This is a genomic window from Mucilaginibacter sp. SG538B (genome assembly GCF_013376065.1).
Lineage (GTDB): Bacteria > Bacteroidota > Bacteroidia > Sphingobacteriales > Sphingobacteriaceae > Mucilaginibacter > Mucilaginibacter rubeus.
Map to the genome: position 1 here is coordinate 767,780 of NZ_JABMJI010000001.1, position 19,722 is coordinate 787,501.

Annotated in this window: 12 protein-coding genes; 7 read left to right on the forward strand and 5 right to left on the reverse strand. The window is 43.6% G+C overall.

The annotated features are described in order from the left end of the window. The first annotated feature begins 29 nt into the window (after window positions 1–29). From FHW88_RS02955 to FHW88_RS02965, 3 genes are read left to right on the forward strand one after another with little or no spacing between them, the layout of a single operon-like run. Window positions 30–1,565 (forward strand): glycoside hydrolase, encoded by a 1,536-nt coding sequence (locus tag FHW88_RS02955; RefSeq protein WP_176623041.1) that lies wholly within the window; start codon window positions 30–32, stop codon window positions 1,563–1,565. A gap of 22 nt (window positions 1,566–1,587) precedes the next feature. Beyond that, a complete protein-coding gene (locus FHW88_RS02960; protein WP_176623043.1) occupies window positions 1,588–4,020 on the forward strand; it encodes a glycoside hydrolase family 2 TIM barrel-domain containing protein in 2,433 nt (810 codons plus the stop codon). Between the two features lie 49 nt (window positions 4,021–4,069). Further along, on the forward strand, window positions 4,070–5,908 hold the full coding sequence (locus FHW88_RS02965) for a glycoside hydrolase family 35 protein (protein WP_176623045.1): 1,839 nt from the start codon (window positions 4,070–4,072) through the stop codon (window positions 5,906–5,908). 82 nt (window positions 5,909–5,990) lie between these two features. Here FHW88_RS02965 and FHW88_RS02970 read toward each other — a convergent pair whose 3' ends face one another. The 5 genes from FHW88_RS02970 to FHW88_RS02990 form a co-directional block, all read right to left on the reverse strand. Next, window positions 5,991–6,833, reverse strand: coding sequence for a hypothetical protein (locus tag FHW88_RS02970; RefSeq protein ID WP_176623047.1), 843 nt, complete (start codon window positions 6,831–6,833; stop codon window positions 5,991–5,993). A gap of 21 nt (window positions 6,834–6,854) precedes the next feature. Further along, complete coding sequence (locus tag FHW88_RS02975; RefSeq protein WP_176623049.1) at window positions 6,855–7,436, reverse strand: cupin domain-containing protein; 582 nt, start codon at window positions 7,434–7,436, stop codon at window positions 6,855–6,857. 282 nt (window positions 7,437–7,718) lie between these two features. Continuing rightward, window positions 7,719–7,898: a histone H1 gene (locus FHW88_RS02980; RefSeq protein ID WP_090532015.1), complete on the reverse strand. Its 180-nt coding sequence runs from the start codon at window positions 7,896–7,898 to the stop codon at window positions 7,719–7,721. 154 nt (window positions 7,899–8,052) lie between these two features. Next, on the reverse strand, window positions 8,053–10,455 hold the full coding sequence (locus tag FHW88_RS02985) for a glycoside hydrolase family 127 protein (RefSeq protein WP_176623051.1): 2,403 nt from the start codon (window positions 10,453–10,455) through the stop codon (window positions 8,053–8,055). A 27-nt stretch (window positions 10,456–10,482) separates the two neighbouring features. Then, complete coding sequence (locus tag FHW88_RS02990; RefSeq protein WP_176623053.1) at window positions 10,483–12,852, reverse strand: glycoside hydrolase family 127 protein; 2,370 nt, start codon at window positions 12,850–12,852, stop codon at window positions 10,483–10,485. Between the two features lie 347 nt (window positions 12,853–13,199). On the opposite strand from FHW88_RS02990, the gene FHW88_RS02995 reads away from it, so the two are divergent. The 4 genes from FHW88_RS02995 to FHW88_RS03010 all read left to right on the forward strand — a co-directional run bounded on the left by FHW88_RS02995 (window position 13,200) and on the right by FHW88_RS03010 (window position 19,712). Next, a complete protein-coding gene (locus FHW88_RS02995) occupies window positions 13,200–16,226 on the forward strand; it encodes a SusC/RagA family TonB-linked outer membrane protein (RefSeq protein ID WP_176623055.1) in 3,027 nt (1,008 codons plus the stop codon). A 25-nt stretch (window positions 16,227–16,251) separates the two neighbouring features. Beyond that, complete coding sequence (locus tag FHW88_RS03000; RefSeq protein ID WP_176623057.1) at window positions 16,252–17,643, forward strand: SusD/RagB family nutrient-binding outer membrane lipoprotein; 1,392 nt, start codon at window positions 16,252–16,254, stop codon at window positions 17,641–17,643. A gap of 122 nt (window positions 17,644–17,765) precedes the next feature. Beyond that, a complete protein-coding gene (locus FHW88_RS03005; RefSeq protein ID WP_176623059.1) occupies window positions 17,766–18,704 on the forward strand; it encodes a dihydrodipicolinate synthase family protein in 939 nt (312 codons plus the stop codon). A gap of 6 nt (window positions 18,705–18,710) precedes the next feature. Continuing rightward, on the forward strand, window positions 18,711–19,712 hold the full coding sequence (locus tag FHW88_RS03010) for a 4-hydroxyproline epimerase (RefSeq protein WP_176623061.1): 1,002 nt from the start codon (window positions 18,711–18,713) through the stop codon (window positions 19,710–19,712). Window positions 19,713–19,722: the final 10 nt, after the last annotated feature.

A 19,722-nucleotide genomic window follows, 5' to 3' on the forward strand; every position in this document is an offset into this window, starting at 1 on the left:
GTGCTGTTTTATTTGTTGATTTAAACACGATGATAATAAAAACTACTATAAAAAAAATACTGCTGGCTGCGGCCGTTTTGGGGATTAATATTCCTTTTGTAAGCGGCCAGGGCAAAGAGGTAACTATTGATATCAATTTTTCAAAAACGCACCAAACCATTAGCAATTTTGGTGCTTCGGATGCGTGGGCTTGCCAGTTTGTGGGTAACTGGCCTGATGATAAGCGCAATAAAATTGCCGACCTGCTTTTTAGCCGGGATACTTATGCCGATGGCTCGCCTAAAGGCATAGGCTTGTCGTTATGGAGGTTTAACATTGGTGCGGGCAGTGCCCAGCAGGGAAACGAAAGTGGCATTAAAGACGAGTGGCGCCGTGCTGAATCGTTTTTAAACGGCGATGGCAGCTATAACTGGCAAAACCAGGTCGGGCAGGTTTGGTTCCTGAAAGCCGCCAAACAACGCGGAGTTAAACAATTTTTAGGTTTTAATAATAGTCCGCCGGTGCAGTTTACCATTAATGGAAAAGCGTACGCCAGTGGAGGCAAAGTTAATATAGCACCCGATAAATATGATGCTTATGCCGTGTTCCTGGCTAAAGTTGTAAAGGGAGTTGAGCAGGTAAGTAAAGTAAAATTTGATTACATAAGCCCGGTAAACGAACCCCAGTGGGATTGGAGCGATGGCGGTCAGGAAGGTGCCCCATATAATAATGCCGAGGTAGCAGGATTGATACGGGCCATCAATAAAGAATTCGTAAGTAATAAGATTAGCTCAAAGATTTTGGTTGGCGAGGCCGGGAGTATCAACTATTTATTTACTAAAGGTGATAAGCCGGGTAAAGGCAGTCAGATAACCGATTTTTTTAAACCGGGATCGGCCAATTACGTAGGCGACCTGCCTTCGGTAGCCAAAACTATCGTGGCGCACAGCTATTTCACTACGTCGCCAATGGCATCGTCAGTAAAAGCTCGCAGGGCATTGGCCGATAGTGTTGCGACTATTAATGGTCTTGATTTCTGGCAATCGGAGTATTGCATCTTAGGCGATAATGTGGGTGAGATAGACGGTAACAAGCGTGATCTGGGTATTGATGCCGCGCTATATTTAGCATCGGTGATCCATACAGATCTTACAGCGGCCAACGCGTCGGCCTGGCAATGGTGGACAGCCATTTCGGCCTATGATTATAAGGATGGCCTCATCTACATCGACAAAAATAAAACCGACGGCAATTTTTACGGCAGTAAAATGCTTTGGGCCATGGGTAACTACAGCAGATTTGTTAAACCCGGAGCTGTGAGGGTTGATGCCGAAGTTTCATCAGTAGCCGAGGGAAAACCCTTGCTGGTATCGGCATTTAAAAATGGAAAAAACTTAACCGTGGTTGTAGTTAACCAGGGTGCCAATGAGGTAAGCGCGACATTCCATATAGATAATGCTAAAGTTCAGTTTACATCATCCTATTTAACATCGCAGGTTAATGAGCTTAAAGCCGGTAAAATAACCGGTGATAAGAATGTTGTTCCGGCACGTTCTATTGTCACGTTTACAGGTGTCATCAAATAGCATTTTATCTCTCTATCATCAAATGAAAAATAAAAAACATCTGCTTCTTTTTGTACTTGGCATGTTAATGCTGCCTGGCCTACTTAAGGCCCAGGGCATTGGCAAACCGGTTTTATTTAATGCGGCATGGTCTTTCCACAAGGGCGATATCAGCACGGGGATCAGCGGGATCGCTTCCGAAACGCAATGGAGAACTGTCGATCTGCCGCATGACTGGAGTATTGAAGGTCCTTTTAGCGACGAATGGGCAAGTGCTACCGGTTATTTGCCCGGGGGGATTGGCTGGTACAAAAAGAGCTTCGCCGGTAATAATGCATGGAAGGGGAAGCAGGTTTATATTTACTTTGATGGCGTATATAAAGATAGCGAGGTATGGGTCAACGGGCATTATTTAGGTAAACGTCCAAACGGTTTTATTTCGTTTCAGTATGAGCTGACCAAGTATCTAAATTTAACTGGAAAAAATACGATAGCTGTAAGGGCAGATCATAGCGAATTTGCTGATTCGAGGTGGTATACCGGTTCTGGTATCTATCGTAATGTATACCTCATCGTTAAAGACCAGGTACACATAGCCCCCTGGGATGTGGCCTTTTCCACGCCCGATGTTTCGGCAGCTAAAGCTACAGCAAAAATTAAGGTGAGTGTTACCAACAGCGACAAAGTTGATGCTTCTGTATTAGTGAAAGTAAACCTGCTTGATGGGAAAGGAAAAGCGGCTATTGCCCTCCAAAAACAAATAAAAGCAAAACCGGGAGTACACGAGGTTGAGTTTGAGAAAGAATTATCGTCCCCCAAACTATGGGATACCGAAAAGCCCGAGCTCTATAAATTACAGGTTTCACTTAGCCGCAATGGTAAAGCATTTGACGAGGTAACGCAATCTGTAGGGATCCGCAGTATCCGTTTTGACAAGGATAAAGGTTTCTTTTTGAATGACAAAAGCACCAAGCTCAAAGGCGTATGTATCCATGATGATGCCGGTGCCCTGGGTGTAGCTGTTCCACAGGAGGTTTGGGTACGCAGGTTGAAATTATTAAAGGATGCGGGAGTAAACTCACTCAGGTTAAGCCATAACCCTCATGCAGATTATTTATACGATTTGTGCGATAAGATGGGCTTTTTAGTAATGGACGAAGCTTTTGATGAATGGGAGGTAGGAAAAAACAAATGGGTAGCAGGCTGGAATGTTGGTACGCCATCCAAAAACGGATACCACGAATATTTTAAAGAATGGGCAGACCGGGATGTAGCTGATATGGTACTGCGAGCGCGTAACCATCCATCTATCATTATGTGGAGCATTGGTAACGAAATAGATTACCCCAACGACCCATATACCCATGAGGTGTTAAACACGGGCAGCAACCCGCAGATCTATGGTAAGGGTTACCTGCCTGATCATCCAGCGGCAAGCGGGCTAACACCGATAGCCAAACAACTGGTTAAAGCAGTAAAAGCCGTTGATCAAACCCGCCCGGTAACGGCCGCGCTGGCCGGTGTGGTGATGTCGAACGAAGTTGGCTACCCTGATGTATTGGATGTTGTGGGCTATAATTACCAGGAATACCGGTACCCCGAAGATCATAAAAAATATCCCAACCGTATCATTTACGGCAGTGAGAACGGTATGCAAAAACAAGCCTGGAACGCTGTTGACAGTAACGAATATATTTCGGCCCAATACCTGTGGACTGGTATAGATTACCTGGGTGAGGCCGGTAAATGGCCGCAGCGTAGCAATGGAGCAGGACTTATTGACCTGGCCGGTTTTAAAAAGCCGGAATATTTCTTCAGGCAAAGTCTTTGGTCGGACAAGCCCATGGCTTATATAGGCGCACGCCCTATAGCCGGGACTGACGACAGAGGGATCTGGAGCCACCGTACTGCCGAGCCTGTTTGGAATTGGCAATCTGGCAGTAAAGTAAAAGTTGATTGCTTTACCAATTGCCAGGAAACAGAATTGTTCCTGAACGGCAAATCCCTTGGCAAACAAACACGCAGCACCGCAAGAGGGCAGGTTCCATCATGGCAGGTTGACTATGAGCCCGGCGAGCTGGTTGTTAAAGGTTACAACAACGGTATTGAAGTATGCATTAACAATATAAAAACAGCTGGCGATGCTTATCAACTTAAAGCGGCAGCTGATAATACCCTGTTTAGCCATAACACAAAAGGTTTGAGCCAAATTGAGGTTTACATTGCCGATAAAAACGGTAACCCTGTATTTACTGCTACCGATGAGATAACAGTAACAATTAACGGTGCGGCTAAACTATTAGGCCTTGAAAGCGGCAGCAACAGCAGCCATGAAAGCTATCAATCAAACAAACGTAAAGCATTGCATGGGCGCTTATTGGCCTATGTACAAGCTACAGGTAAACCTGGGGTGATATACGTTCAGTTTAGTGCCAGTAACCTTAAATCATCAACTATACCATTAACCGTAAAATAGTCAACCCCCTTATACAAATAAAAACTAAAACCCTGCATTTTTTCAATTTATGAAACTTATAAAACTACTGTTCCTCTTTGTTATCCTGTTTGCATCAGCAAAGCTGCAGGCGCAAAATGCCAAGCATACTTTTGCTCTTGGCGATACTACATTTCTGCTTGATGGTAAACCGCTGCAGATCATTTCAGGCGAAATGCACTATACCCGTGTTCCGCGCGAGGCCTGGCGCCAGCGCATGAAAATGGCCAAAGCAATGGGTTTAAATACCATTGGTACCTATGTTTTCTGGAATGTTCACGAGCCACAAAAAGGGCATTATGATTTTACAGGCAATCATGATATTGCTGAGTTTGTTAAAATAGCAAAGGAGGAAGGCCTTTGGGTGATACTGCGCCCAAGCCCATACGTTTGCGCCGAATGGGAGTTTGGCGGCTACCCATACTGGCTTGAAAAAGAGCAGGGCTTAGTGGTGCGAAGCAAGGAGCCTAAATACCTGGAAGCTTATAAAAAATATCTTACCCAGGTAGGTAAGCAATTGTCGCTACTGTTGGTGAACCACGGCGGCAATATTTTAATGGTACAGATAGAGAATGAATACGGCTCGTACGGCAGCGATAAAGATTACCTGGCCCTTAACCGCAAAATGTTTATAGACGCCGGTTTTGATGGCCAGCTTTACACCTGCGATCCTGAACCGGCTATAAAGGATGGTCATTTACCGGGCTTGCTGCCTGCTATAAACGGCGTTGATGATGTGGCAAAAGTTAAAAAATTGATTGGCGAAAATTATAATGGCAAGGGCCCTTATTTTATTGCCGAATGGTACCCGGCCTGGTTCGACTGGTGGGGAACTGCGCATCATACTGTACCGGCGGCTAAATTTATACCAAAGCTTGATTCGGTATTGGCAGCAGGTATCTCCATTAACATGTATATGTTTCATGGCGGTACAACACGCGGCTTCATGAACGGTGCAAACTATAATGATCAAAATCCATATGAACCGCAAATCAGTAGTTATGATTATGATGCCCCGCTTGATGAGGCAGGTAACGCTACCGATAAGTTCATGAAGTTTAGAGAGGTGATTAGTAAACATCTTCCGGCAGGCGTAACCCTGCCCGAAGTTCCGGCTGCTAAACCTGCTATGGGTCTGCCGGCGATTAAATTTACCAAATCAACCAGTTTGTTTAATGTGTTGCCGCTCGCGAAGACCAACAGTACTCCGCTTACTTTTGAAAACCTGAACCAGGCATACGGTTTTGTATTGTATCGTACAACCATTAACGGCGGCAAATCTGGTCTGCTTAAACTTAAAGACCTGCGTGATTATGGCATGATCTTCGTAAATGGTAAACGTGTAGGAATACTCGACAGGCGCAAATACCAGGACAGCTTGATGATCAGCTTACCAAAAGGAAAGGTGACACTGGATATTTTGGTTGAAAACCTTGGCCGCATCAATTTTGGGCCTTATCTGCTTAAAAACAAAAAGGGTATTACCGAAAAAGTACTTTTTGCCGGTACTGAGCTAAAAAACTGGAAAATGTATTCACTGCCTTTTGATGATATTAATAAAGTGAATACAAATCCGGCAATTAAAAAGGTTGCAGCTAACAACACACCGCAATTGAAAAAAGCAGTTTTCAAGGTTGATAAATTGGCCGATACCTATCTCGATATGAGTACATGGGGCAAGGGTATTGTTTGGCTCAACGGACACAACTTAGGCCGCTATTGGAATTGCGGTCCTCAGCAAACCCTGTATGTGCCGGTTGAATGGCTCAAAAAAGGTAACAATGAAATTACCGTACTTGAACTGATAAAACCATCAGAAAATACATTGAATGCTATTGATCACCCTATTCTGGATGTTTTAGGGAAATAGGGCCAGGGTAGTCAATTAAAAGGAGGGGGCTGTTACTTTAAAGAAAAAGTAGCAGCTCCCTCTTTTTTATATTACAATTTAGCTAATCAGCTTTAGCATGCTTTAACAGGTGTATACCAATGAGGTATGGCATTATAAAAGGAATGGCGGGTATAGCAACAAGAAAACCGGCGGTGCCGAATGGCTCGGGCCAGTAGGATGGTAATAAAACCAGCACCATGCCGATTAAACCGAAGATGATATAATACCGGCAGGCAACCGGATTAAAAAGCCCGGTGACTTTAAGGGAGACAGCAAAAAATACGGTGCCAAGGTACATCAGTAATACTTCGGCTATACTGATCACATAAAATAAACTTTTTATTGGCCCATGCAAGTCAGGGCGTTTTGTGCCGCCTAATTTTATGAAAACCCTGAATGCGTCTGTGAAGTAATATCCCCAAAATGCCATATTAATAATAAAGAGCGGCACTGCAAGATTGATCGCTGCCGAGGCCATTACCGAATATAGATTTTCGCCTGCCGCCTGTAATTTTACCTTCAATAATGCAGAACCAAGTGCAAACAAAATACCGCCTGCAATGAGTATAGTATACCGGATCTGCTGCTCTGCAGCGGAATTAACCCAACCTTGCAAGGTTGCAGGAGGTGGCCCCATCCCCGCGAAAATGGAAAAGAATAGCCAGGGCATAAACAACATTAAAGCTGTAACTACCTGGTGTTTTGTTTCCCGGTTATCACTACTAAAGTTGCGCGCACCCAGGTTCCATACCGCGGTTATCATGAAACAGGCGTTAACAATCCAAACCGGTAAATAAGTCTTATAGCTTATATGGCCCACGCCAAAGGCAATAGCCATAACTACTAATGGCACCAGGCATAAGTAAACCAGGCTCAGTTTCTGTTTAAAAGTAAGCGACTTCATAATCGTTAGTTAAACGGGTAGTTAAAATTTTTTATAAACATCAAGCGGGGGGCCCACCCGCTCAAAGCCATGTTGCTTTCTGAATGCATCAAGCTCGGCTTCGGATTTACCTTTCATCAAACCATCGCTCAGTGCCTGGAAACAAGCTTCCATTTTACCGGCCGGCTGAAACGTGGTAATCATTTTGGCAGGCGTATCATCGCCTATTTTCGTAAACGCATGCGGAACGCCCCTTGGGCCAAATACACTGTCGCCTGGTTTGGTATGAAATAGCTGATCGCCTACTTTTATTTGAAATTCACCTTCCAAAATATACCACCATTCGTCCTGTTCATAATGTACATGCAGGTTAGGCCCGCCTTTTTTAACCCGGGTTGATTCATAAACATACATATCACCATCAGTATCCCTGGTTGAAACTTTGGTATAGAAAGTATCACCATCAAATAAGTGCATTGGATTTTCAGCGCGATCAGCTCCTGCATTAGCTTTATAGCCTTTCTTTTCCCTGGTTTTGAACAGGTTATCGGCAACTCCATCAAATGGAATGGCTAAAAATGTGGCAGCGCCCATCAAAGCGCGTACAAATGTATTCCGTTTCATATCAGATTGTTTTGATTATAAACATGCTTCAGAAGGTATACAAAGAAAGATCAGCGGGAGTGAAAATACTTTTGGATTTGTTGCAAATACTTTCTGGTTCGTAACATTTTAAACCTGTGTGTCGGGCAGTCGGTTGTATTTGCTATGCCTTGTTGCGCTTTAGGCAATTAGCCGGGGTGGAAAAACCAAAGCGAGTCATTGAAATGGCAGCGGGATCAAAAAAAATAAAGCGGGTACATGGAAAACCAGGCCCGCTTTATCTAAAAACATTTTTAACAGGGATTAAGCTGCTGCGTTTTTCTTTTCAGTAACTTCTTTACGGATATCCGTAGCTAATACTTTTAATTGTTGCATAGCATTACGCAACCTTGTACCGGCAGCTTTGTTGCCTTTTTCATAAAAGCTTGCCGCATCAGCTTCAGCTGCTGCGATTACTTCTTTCACTTTTTCGAAATTTATCATTTTTTTATTTTTTAAGGCCGCAAATGTAGGGAATATAAGTTTATAGGTAAAATGGGCTTTTTTATACTTAAAGTATTCCGTTGCGGTGTAATTAAAATAGTAAAGCCTTTCGCATAAACGGAAAGGCTTTACTGTTATTATGGATAACATGAGGTTATTTAACCGCCCATTCATGGATCCCGGTTGAATTGTCAACCGGCAACTGAATTTCCATCCGTAAGGCTGTAGTAGCAACCGGCTCAAAAGTAACTACGTTAAAGCTATCTTTACTTATGGCGTAGGGTGTGGTGTTTTTTACAGGAACCCACTGCCCGTCTTTTTTATACAGGATCTTGTATGATACCGGGATGCGGCAGCCACCCCATGGGCCGTCATCATACCAGTAAACTTTTGATTCACTAACGGTGTGTTCAGTATCAAAATCATACTGCACAAACTCATTGGTGTTTTTTGCAGGCCACCAGTGCAGGTATGGGTAGTTGGTATCTTTGGAATCGGCGGGTTCATACTGGTCTTTTATTGCAGCAAACATCCTTACGTTTTTTAACGACGCGCTTACTTTGCTGGTGCTGGCAATGGTAGGTGCCGGTTTTGGCCGCACTGCCGAAGTTTCATAAGGGATCCAAACGGTCATTTCGCTCGGACCGCGATTGGCCCAGGCATAGTAGGGGATAGCCTTCACCATTTGGTCGGTTTGTAAAATGCTGTCGGTTTTTAGTTGGCGTTTGGCGCTTTTTCCTTCGGCACTGATTACATCGACGCCATTGAGCAGGTCGGCATGATAGTTGGCATCGGCAATGGCATTTTTATCAATCAATATGTTTTGTACCAGGCTGTCCTTGTTATCAGGGCCTTCAAGACAATAAACAATTGGGCCGCGCTCAAAAGCAAATCTGCCACGGTCGTCTTTAACCTGTTGATTGGCCAATACCTTTTCGGTTTCCATCGGTAATAAAAGTGAAACCTTATCGCCTTTTTTCCAGGTGCGTTTTAATATGGCGTAGCCTTTTTCTGTTTCAAATGATTTTGCCTGCCCGTTGATCATCAGGGTAAGCGGGAATGACTTTTTTTCCATGAAGGTATACAGGTCACCCGGTACTGGTTGTTGCTTCGCCCAGCCCGGGATACGCACCCTTAATGTAAATTCACCGGCTTTATCGGGGTTAACGGTAATGTCAACCCTACCTTTCCATGGGTAATCCGTTTGCTGTACAATGTTTACATTACCCTCAGCAAGTTTGATGTTACTTGAGTTGCTCATAAACAGGTTAACGTACAGGTCGTTTTTGTTTTTGGCATACACATAACCCGGTAATGAAGGTAAAAAGCGGGTCATGTTGCTGATACAGCAGGCACAACTGATCCATGCGCTGCGCTGATGCTGGAACATAGAAGCCAGCGGGTTGGGGTAAAAGAACCTGTTACCGCTTAGCGATACGCCTGACAACAGACCGTTATAAAGGGTTCTTTCCAGTACGTCAATGTATTTTGAATCGCCATGCAGCAAAAACATCCTGTTGTTCCAGTAAACGTTGCCAATGGCCGCACAGGTTTCTGCATAGGCCGACATATTAGGCAATTGATATGCTTCGCCAAAAGCTTCACCTGCCCCGGTTGCACCGATGCCGCCGGTGATGTATAATTTCTTGGTTACCACATCGCTCCAGATATCATCTATGGCTGCCAAATATTTGGTATTACCTGTCAATGCAGCAATATCGGCCATGCCGGTGTACATGTAAGCAGCCCGTACCGCGTGCCCTTCGGCTTCATGCTGGTCAACTACCTTTTTATCGGCCTGGTTGTAAGCATCTCCTTTTGGTCCGCGTACATCTAAAAAGAATTTAGCCAGGTCAAGGTATTGTTTGTTGCCGGTAACCCGGTACATTTTTGAAAGACCGATCTCCACTATCTGATGCCCCGGATACTCCTCAATTTTGCCCGGCCCGAAGGTTTTAACCAGTAGGTCAGCATTTTTTATGGCAATATTGAGCAGTGTGCGTTTACCGGTTGCCTGGTAATGTGCTACAGCGGCTTCGTAAAGGTGGCCCGCGTTATATAGTTCGTGGCTAAGGTCCTCTTCCTTTTCCCAGCGTTTGGAACCTATCCACTCATGAGGCTTTTTAGCGTTAACTGTCCTGAAAGTATACAGGTACCCATCCGGCTCCTGGGCCGCGCCGATAATGGAGATGAGGCTATCAATGGATTTATCAAGCTGCGGGTTCCTTTTATTCTGCATAGAATAGGATGCACCTTCAATGGCCTTATATACGTCTGTATCATCAAACGGAAATTCACTTAACTTGTCACCATCCAGTTTTTTTGCCGCACGTAAAAAGTTATCCATACGCCCATTGGCTTTGCATTGCGCCAGTACATACGGAATGGTAACGGTGGCATTTACTTCCATCTTGGGCTGCCAGAAGTTGTCGTTCACGTGTACGCTGGTAAAGGCAACCGGTTGGATGGGGTAATCTTTTTGCTGTGCCAATACCGGGCTTGTAAGTGCTGCCCATGAAAGGGCAAGCACACCGGCGGCTTTTTGTTTATTGATCATGATATTCAAGTTCTTTTACTTTTAAAATTAGTTTTTAACCATCCGGCTGCCGTAAACCGGGCCTGCACTGTTTTCTTTTTGCGGCAGCAGTTTTACAGTTACTTTTTGTTTGCCTTTTGTCAGTTCAATAGGCAAGTTGTAGCTGATATCGTAAAAACGGCTCTCTTTATATTGGTTCAAATCTTCAGAAGCCAATTTCACGCCATCAATTAGGATATCAAATTTTCTGCCGCGGTTGTCCATGCCCCAGTAGCTGTTAATCAGCGTATTTTGTGCATTGGCGTCAACTTTCATTTCGTATTGCAGAAAGCCTCCGTTCTCTGTCGACCGCCATTTCTTTTGGTGATCTTCGCCGGTAGTGGCGTTTTCACTGCTGAAGTTATGATCGCGCTCGGGCTGCATTTCGCCTACACGTAAAATGTCCATGGTGCGGGCTTCTAACTCCTGTTGTTTTTTCCTTTGCTCGTCATACGCTTTTTGCTGCACAATCCAGGCCTGTGGTGTAAATACGTCCCAGTAAACAGAATAGTATTGATTTTGGGTTTGATTAAAAGGGATTAGTGTAACTTCTTCAGGTTTTGAAATATTCACCGTACGGAAGCTCAATTGTTTCTTGTCAACCATTTGCAGCCATTGGTTAGGGTCAGTTTCGCTGGTTACAAAAACCGGAACACCTTTCAACGGATCGGGCTCTGTATTGCCTAAAACACCAGCCAATAATACCGGGCCGTAAAATACCGCGCGCCTGTTGGCATTGTCGGGCATGGCTTCGGTATAAAGCTTTTCGGGTGTTGTAAATTCAATTTTATCGTTGTTGCTCCATTTGCGGTTTAGCACAATATATCCCTGGTCATCAGTGGCAGCATTTTGAGTTTTCCCGTTAATGCTGATGGTTGGGTTGGCAGTCCATTTTGGTTTACGGATGCGGATAGCCATCATAAGCGGCTTTTTAGTGTTTACCGTAAATGAAATATGATCATCATTAGGGAAACTGCTTTGCTGCTTCACCGATAAACCTTTTGATGCCCAGTTAAGTACTGAGGGGATAAACAGGTTTACATATAAGCTGCCATCGGCACCTTTAAAATAGATACTTTCATTGTATTTAACATGGTTTTCCATGCCCGAACCAACGCAGCAGGTAAAATCATCAAACGGAGTGCTGTAATGCTTGGTGCCACCCATACGCAGTGGTACAAAGTAACACATCATTCCATCAGTGTGGTTTTGCGAGGAGAGGATGTGGTTATATAGCGCTTTCTCGTAGTAATCCATCAGCATGGCCGAAGGCTCAACCGCAAACAAATGCCGGGTTAATTTCAGCATGTTGTAGGTATTGCAGGTTTCAGTAGTGTTTTCTGTTAGTTTATCATTAAGCTTGTCTGCGTCGCTTAGGTATTCATAATTGCTGTTACCTCCTGTTGCATAGGAATGGTGGTTAACAATGGTTTCCCAAAAAAAATCGGCTATGGCCTTATCTTTTTTATCGCCGGTAAGCTCATATCTGCGTGCACTGGCTATTATCTTAGGGATCTGGGTGTTGGAATGTTTGCCGGGCAGTATATCCTGTTTTTGTGATAGCGGATCGAGAATCTTTTTATCATAAAACTTATATGACAGTTCGAGGTATTTTTTATCACCAGTAACAGCATACAGGTTAGCAAGCGTTTCGGCCATACCTCCGTATTCGCACAATAACATCTTTTGAAGCTTTTCGTCATCAAGGGTTTTGATGGTTTCCCCTGTCCAGTTGGCCATACCTTTGCATACTTTTAAGGCTTCGGCATTATTGCAATATAAATAGGCATCAAGTAAACCGGCCATAATTTTATGCACAGTATACCATGGCGACCAGCCACCGTTTAAATCGAAGCCACGGGAGCGGATCTCGCCTTTGGCAACCTCGGCCCAGATGGTGTCTTCTTTGGGGATTGCGCCCACGTAACCTGTTTTACGGGCTACCTGGCATTCGGCAAGTTCTTTGACTATATAATTTACGCGCTTTAAAAATTCAGGGTCGCGGGTTGATGCGTAGTGCATGGAAATGGCCGACAGGTAATGTCCTAATGTATGCCCTGCCAAACCTGATGACTCCCAGCCTTCATACATCTTACCTTTAGGTTTAAGGCCCGAGTGTGAACGGAAAGCCGAAAGTAATCTGTCAGGCTCTATAGATAGCAGATATTTAACATCAGCATCCATTGCCGTTTTAAAAGGGCTTTCCAATAATTGAACGTCCTTTAAATTAAAAGAATAGGCTTTAACCGGAACTACCGGTTTTATCTTTACCCGGGTATCGTTCAATTCGGGTACGTAGGATTGTGCCTGGATAGTTTGTGCCCCTGCTAAGCAGGCTACGAGGCATAAGTTCAATTTAAACCACTTTTTTATTAGCATGATATGTTTGTGTAACGGTAAGAATAACTTTCAACTAAATTAGTGTGCTTTGCACAATTATTTTGAATAATATTTTGCAGTTGATAGCAGGATTTTATCCGTTTTTTTAACGTGCAGGTTATTTACAGTGAGTTTATTAACGATATTGCGAATTAACTATCAATATATTAACGTTTTAACTGGTTTTTATATAAATATAATATCAAATTAATGCTATTGTAACAGTAATGTTAAGATACGGGCAGTATTGGCAAATTTCATAAAAAAACAAGGGGCGGCTCGCAGATAGTTTTACGTGTCTGAAATACAGCATGTAATATATAGTTTTTAACCCCAAAATTTAATTTATGAAGTTTAAACAATTACTAAAGAGGTTCATTTTGCCTTTACTAAGTGTGTTTGTGTTTTGTTACAGCACCTACGCGCAAACAGTAACATTAAAAGGAAAGGTAACCGACGAGAAGGGCGAGCCCATAGTTGGCGCTTCCGTTAAAATAAAAAATACAAGCGCCGGCTCTGTTACCAACGGTAGTGGTATGTTTAGCCTTAACTATACCGGACAGGGTACACTTATGGTAACCGCTATTGGTTTTGCAACCCAGGAAATTAAGTTAACAGGACAAGCTCAGGTTAATGTAGCTTTAGCTGAGGATAATAAACAGCTGAACGAAGTTGTTGTTACCGCTCTGGGGATAAAACGCGACAAAAGGATCTTAACTTACAGCTCCCAGGAGGTAAAAGCCGAATCGATTGTGCAATCAAAAGAGCCCAACCTGGTAAATGCTCTTGCCGGTAAGGTATCAGGCGTGCAGGTTACAAGCTCATCGGGTACGCCGGGTAGCTCCGCAAGGATCGTGATCAGAGGCGCAACTTCATTTTATGGCGAAAATGGACCCCTAATGGTTATTGACGGGGTTCCTGTTGATAATGCTGAAACAGGTAACCTTAACTCCGGTCCGGGCACAAATAGACTGGCTGATATTGATCCCTCTATTATTGCCAGTATGAACGTGTTGAAAGGTGCTGCAGCAACGGCCCTTTATGGTTCAAAGGGTGCGAATGGTGTTGTTATTATTACCACTAAAAACGGCGCTTTGAATCAAAAGCCGCTTATCACTTTTTCGTCCGACTTTTCTTTTGAAAACCCGTTGTTGCCTCAAATTCAAAATAAGTATTCGCAAGGTACAAACGGTATTTATTATGATGGTGTAAATCAAAAAACAAGTACATCATGGGGTGCGCGCATGGACACCCTGAAAATAAATGGGCAACCCGCGAAAGTTTATAACCAGTCTGATCTGTTTTTTAAAACCGGCCACACGTATAATAATACTGTTAACATCGGCGGTGGCGGTAACAATTCTACTTACCTGGTTTCGTACTCTAATTTTAACCAGCAAGGTACCGTGCCAACAACTAAATTTTTGCGTAATACATTCTTCGCTAAATACAGTGCACAAGTGCTTAAAAACCTGACTACTACATTTCAGCTAAATTACTCCAATTCACAAAATGACAGGTTGCCGGAAGGTTATGCGCTGGAAAGCCCGGTTTGGACAATTTTTACAGCGCCGGTTTCATACAACCTGCAGCCTTATTTAAATCCGGATGGTACACAGCGGTTGTATCGTTTCTCCAGAAACAACCCTTATTGGGTATTGGATAACATCACAAATCACTCTGGTGTTAACAGGTTTTTACCAACTTTTACTGCCGATTATAAACCGTTTTCATGGTTAACTATTACTGAAAGGTTTGGCGCCGATGTTTATAGTGAAATGGACAGGTACCATGAATCAACCCAGTCGGTGTCGAACCCCAACGGCAGGTTGGTTGATCAGAACCTTACTTACCGCCAGTACAATAATGATTTATTAATCAGTGCTAACAAGCAGTTTGGCAATTTCAATGTAGATGTTGTGCTGGGTAATAACCTGATCTCTACCTATGGTGAAAGTACATACGCAAATGGTGTTGGCTTAACTGTACCCGGTTTGTATAATATGGCTTCCGCATCAACAGTTAATTATAGTGAAGGCTCATCATTGCAGCGCAAAGTGGGTTTCTATCTGCAATCAAATATCGAATATAAACGCTTCCTGCTATTGTCATTAACCGGACGGTACGATGGTAACTCTGTACTTTCGATAGACCACAGCTTTTATCCATATGGTTCTGCCGCCGGTAGCTTCATATTCTCGGAGTTTTTTAGCCCCGAATTTTCAAAGGTCATGAACCTGGGTAAGGTAAGGGTTTCATATGGTACTGTGGGTAATGACGGCAACATTGGCGCGTATGGTTTGTTAACGCCTTATAACAAAGCAACTATCCGGAACCTCTCTTTCCCTTATAACCAGCAGGCTGGTTTTTTAATCAACGATGTACTGGGCAATCCTAATCTTAAAAACGAGCGTATCAACGAGTTTGAAGCAGGGTTTGAGGCGGGTTTCTTTAATAACAGGATCAGTCTTGAGGCTTCATTCTACAATAAAAAAACAAATGGTGGTATCATACCTACTGTGGCGCTTCCGCCCTCAACAGGGTATTCTGCAACTAGTGTAAACTCTGCAGTAATGCGTAACAGGGGTATTGAAGTATTGTTAAATGTAAACCCAATAAAAAGCCGCGATTTTAACTGGGACCTTACTTTAAATTTTACTCGTAACAGGAATAAGGTGTTATCTATTTATAAAGACCTGTCATTGATTAGCAATGGCTTCACTAATGTGATAGTTGGGCAGCCCTATGGTGTTATTTATGGCACCCGTTACGCCCGTAACGCCGCGGGTAAGTTATTGATTGACGATTCGGGTTTGCCATATGCAGATGATAATCAGGGCATAGTAGGCAATATTAACCCTAACTGGCTTGGTGGTATCAATAACAACTTTAGGTATAAACAATTCAACTTCAGTTTCTTCTTTGATATCAAACGTGGTGGCGATATCCAAAATAATGTTGATGGTTATGGCTATTTCTATGGCACGCCAAAAGTTACTGAAAACCGTGGTTTAAGAGTAGTTGATGGTGTAAATGCAACTACCGGGCAACCAAACACAGTAGCAGTTAACGGTCAGGCGTATTATCAGCGCGCAAACGGTGTACTGGAGTCTGTTATCCAGGATGGCAGCTATGTTAAACTGCGTAATGTGAGTTTGGGTTACACGTTAAAACCATCATGGTTAAGCAAAAGTCCTTTCAAATCGGCAACATTTAGTGTAACGGGCCGCAACCTATGGATCCATGCACCGCACTTTACCGGCGGCGACCCGGAAGTTAGCTCATTTGGTTCATCAAATGGTTCACAGGGGATCTATTCATTCTCAACCCCAACCTCAAAATCAGTTGATTTTAGCTTGAAAGTTACCCTATAATTTAAATCACTAATAAGAAATTGTCATGAAAAATAAATATATCACGTTAATAACATGCGCGTTGGTAAGCTTTACGGGCTGTAAAAAATACATTGATGTAAATCACGATCCCAACAGACCTATAGATGTTAAAGAATCACTGATCCTGGCCCCGGTTGAAGCTGCCATATCACAAAATATCACTGCCGGCGGTAACCTTCCGATAGTGTTACAGCAATACCTGCAGGTCATAGCCTTAAACCAGGTGCCACCAAATTTTGGCACATACCTCATGTACCACCAGGATATGGATACCGATTGGTATAACTTTTATACGCAGGTAATGAACAACCTGGTTCTGCTAAATAAAAAAGCCGAGGCCGATGGTAATGCGAATTACGCAGCCATATCAAAGATCTTGCTGGCTTATACACTTGGCTCGGCTACTGATGTTTGGGGCGATGTTCCCTTTTCAAAAGGTTTTCAGGGTATCGCCAACGTTACACCAACCTATGACAGCCAGGAATCTGTTTATGGGCAAATACAAACCCTGCTTGATAATGCCATTGCCGATATTGCCAAAAATAGCATCACGGTGCCATCGGGCGATGATTTCTATTATACCGGTGATATGGGCAAATGGAAAAAGGCGGCTTATACGCTAAAGGCACGTTATTACATGCACCTTACTAAAGCACCCGGTCATACGGCAGCAGCACAGGCGCAGTTGGCACTCACTGCCCTTCAAAATGGCATGGCAAGTAATGACGATGATATGAAAATGCCTTTCGCCGGCGGGGCCGGAGCCGAAAACCCATGGCAGCAAAACTTTTTGCCTGGTTCAACGCTGGTATTGGCATCAACATTTGTTGACGGTTTTGAAGCCAGGAAAGACCCGCGCAAATCAAAAATGGTAGCGCCTGCAATTGAAACCGGGTTGTATACCGGACGGGTGATCGGCTCGGACGACATTGGCAGCTTAGAGTCGTACTCATTAGGAGGCATTTTTTATGCAAGTACGAGCTCAAATAACTATATTGTTACTTATTCGGAAGCGCTATTTTTAAAAGCCGAAGCTACGTTTATAATATCCGGGGCTACTGCTGCGCAGCCGGTATATATGCTGGCTGTTAAATCGCATATGTCAAAATTGGGTATTGCTGATGCCGTTGCGGATAATTATTTAACTTCAAGGGGAACGCTTACCAGCGCCAACGCCATGAAGCTTATTATTGAGGAAAAGGTTGTTGCTAATTTCCTGTCGATGGAGAACTATACCGATTGGAGGCGTACAGGCTTCCCTGCATTAACCAAGGTTAAGAATGCGCTGTCGGATATTCCGCGCAGGGTGTTGTATCCTCAGTCGGAAATGACTTCAAACCCGCAGCCGCAGCAAAACGCTAAGCTTACCGACAGGGTTTGGTGGGATGCGCAATAGGCGTTATTTAGCAGGCGCATTGCCGGTAAGTAACATTATAGGTTAAAATACGGTTAGTGTCTGCTAAATTGTTAAATAAACATATTTAATACTATTTTTAGTTTTGTGAAAAATAATATACAATGATAACTTTTGATTGGAAAGGCGTACTCCCTGCAGTAACTACTAAATTTACAGATAATGACGAACTTGATTTTGAAGCTTTTGATATAAACCTGAATGCCCAGCTTGAGGCCGGTGTTGACGGATTTATATTAGGCGGCTCATTAGGCGAAGCAAGCGTTTTAAGCGATGATGAAAAATTCGCGCTGCTTACCCATACTGTTGAGTTTGTAAAAGGAAAAGTACCTGTTGTACTGAACATTGCCGAGCAAACTACCAAAGCTGCTGTTGCATATGCACAAAAAGCGTTTGATAAAGGTGCGGATGGCCTGATGTTATTGCCGCCAATGCGTTATAATAGTGAAGCCCGCGAAACGGTGGCTTACCTTACTACTATTGCAAAAAGTACCGAATTGCCAATCATGATCTACAATAACCCTGTTGATTATAAGGTTGAGGTTACTTTAGATATGTTTGAACAGCTTGCTGCTTATGATAATATCCAGGCAGTAAAAGAATCAACCCGTGATATATCAAACGTTACCCGCATGATCAACCGTTTTGGTGAAAGGTTCAAGATCTTTACCGGTGTTGATCCGCTGGCTATGGAAAGCCTTGTGATGGGTGCAGATGGCTGGGTTGCCGGTTTGGTTGATGCCTTCCCTAAAGAAACCGTGGCTATTTACCGTTTGGTTAAAGCAAAACGTTACGACGAGGCTTTGGCTATTTACCGTTGGTTTTTGCCGGTACTTGAGCTGGATATCCATCCTAAATTGGTACAATACATTAAACTGGCTGAGGTTGCAACCGGTATAGGTACCGAAAATGTACGTGCGCCACGCTTACCATTAATTGGTGCTGAGCGCGAAAAAGTTCAGAAAATCATAAACGACGCGCTTGTTGCAAGGCCAGAATTGCCTGTAGGCAGCTGGGGTAAATTGACTGAGGTAGCGTTATAATAACATATGGCAAGTAAAACTTTCTTTTGTGTTGATGCCCATACCTGCGGCAATCCGGTAAGGCTGGTTGCAGGCGGTGGTCCTGCGCTTAAAGGCGACAACATGAGCCAGAAACGTCAGCACTTTTTAAAAGAGTATGATTGGATCAGGACCGGCCTGATGTTTGAACCCCGCGGTCATGATATGATGTCGGGAAGTATCCTGTATCCACCACATGACCCGGAAAACGATGTTGCTGTTTTGTTTATCGAAACCAGCGGTTGTTTACCCATGTGCGGTCATGGAACCATCGGCACCATAACAATAGCCATTGAGGAAGGGTTGATCCAGCCTAAAACTCCGGGTATTGTGCGCATGGAAGCTCCTGCCGGTCTTGTATTGATCGAGTATAAACAGGAGGGCAAAAAAGTAACCTCTGTAAAGTTAAGGAATGTTGCCGCATATCTTGCCGCGACTGATTTAGAGGTTGAATGTCCTGACCTTGGCACACTTACTATCGACGTTTCATATGGCGGTAACTATTACGCCATTGTTGATCCTCAGCCTAATTTTAAGGGGATAGAGAATTACACAGCAGGTCAGCTGATAGCCTGGAGCCAGGTGTTGCGCAAACGGATTAACGAAAAGTACCAGTTTGTACACCCACAGGATCCTACAATTAATACCTGTACACATATCCTTTGGGCGGGTGCTACACTATCTGAAGATGCTACTGCACGTAACGCCGTGTTTTACGGTGATAAAGCTATCGACAGGTCGCCTTGCGGAACCGGTACTTCGGCCCGTATGGCGCAGTGGTTTGCCAAAGGTAAGTTGAAAGTGGGTGAGTCTTTTGTTCACGAAAGTATCATCGGCAGTAAATTTACAGGCAGGGTTGAGGATCTGGTTAAGATCAATGATATCGACGCCATTATTCCAAGCGTTGAGGGTTGGGCTAAAGTTTACGGTTACAACACCATCAAGATAGACGATGATGATCCATATGCTCACGGTTTCCAGGTAATTTGAAGTAGTAAAT

Bases quoted from the DNA above. Each gene is read 5' to 3' on its own strand.
- FHW88_RS02960 (WP_176623043.1), top strand. From the start codon at position 1,588: ATGAAAAATAAAAAACATCTGCTTCTTTTTGTACTTGGCATGTTAATG.
- FHW88_RS02965 (WP_176623045.1), top strand. From the start codon at position 4,070: ATGAAACTTATAAAACTACTGTTCCTCTTTGTTATCCTGTTTGCATCA.
- FHW88_RS02980 (WP_090532015.1), bottom strand. From the start codon at position 7,898: ATGATAAATTTCGAAAAAGTGAAAGAAGTAATCGCAGCAGCTGAAGCT.
- FHW88_RS02985 (WP_176623051.1), bottom strand. From the start codon at position 10,455: ATGATCAATAAACAAAAAGCCGCCGGTGTGCTTGCCCTTTCATGGGCA.
- FHW88_RS02970 (WP_176623047.1), bottom strand. From the start codon at position 6,833: ATGAAGTCGCTTACTTTTAAACAGAAACTGAGCCTGGTTTACTTATGC.
- FHW88_RS02955 (WP_176623041.1), top strand. From the start codon at position 30: ATGATAATAAAAACTACTATAAAAAAAATACTGCTGGCTGCGGCCGTT.
- FHW88_RS03005 (WP_176623059.1), top strand. From the start codon at position 17,766: ATGATAACTTTTGATTGGAAAGGCGTACTCCCTGCAGTAACTACTAAA.
- FHW88_RS02995 (WP_176623055.1), top strand. From the start codon at position 13,200: ATGAAGTTTAAACAATTACTAAAGAGGTTCATTTTGCCTTTACTAAGT.
- FHW88_RS02990 (WP_176623053.1), bottom strand. From the start codon at position 12,852: ATGCTAATAAAAAAGTGGTTTAAATTGAACTTATGCCTCGTAGCCTGC.
- FHW88_RS02975 (WP_176623049.1), bottom strand. From the start codon at position 7,436: ATGAAACGGAATACATTTGTACGCGCTTTGATGGGCGCTGCCACATTT.
- FHW88_RS03010 (WP_176623061.1), top strand. From the start codon at position 18,711: ATGGCAAGTAAAACTTTCTTTTGTGTTGATGCCCATACCTGCGGCAAT.
- FHW88_RS03000 (WP_176623057.1), top strand. From the start codon at position 16,252: ATGAAAAATAAATATATCACGTTAATAACATGCGCGTTGGTAAGCTTT.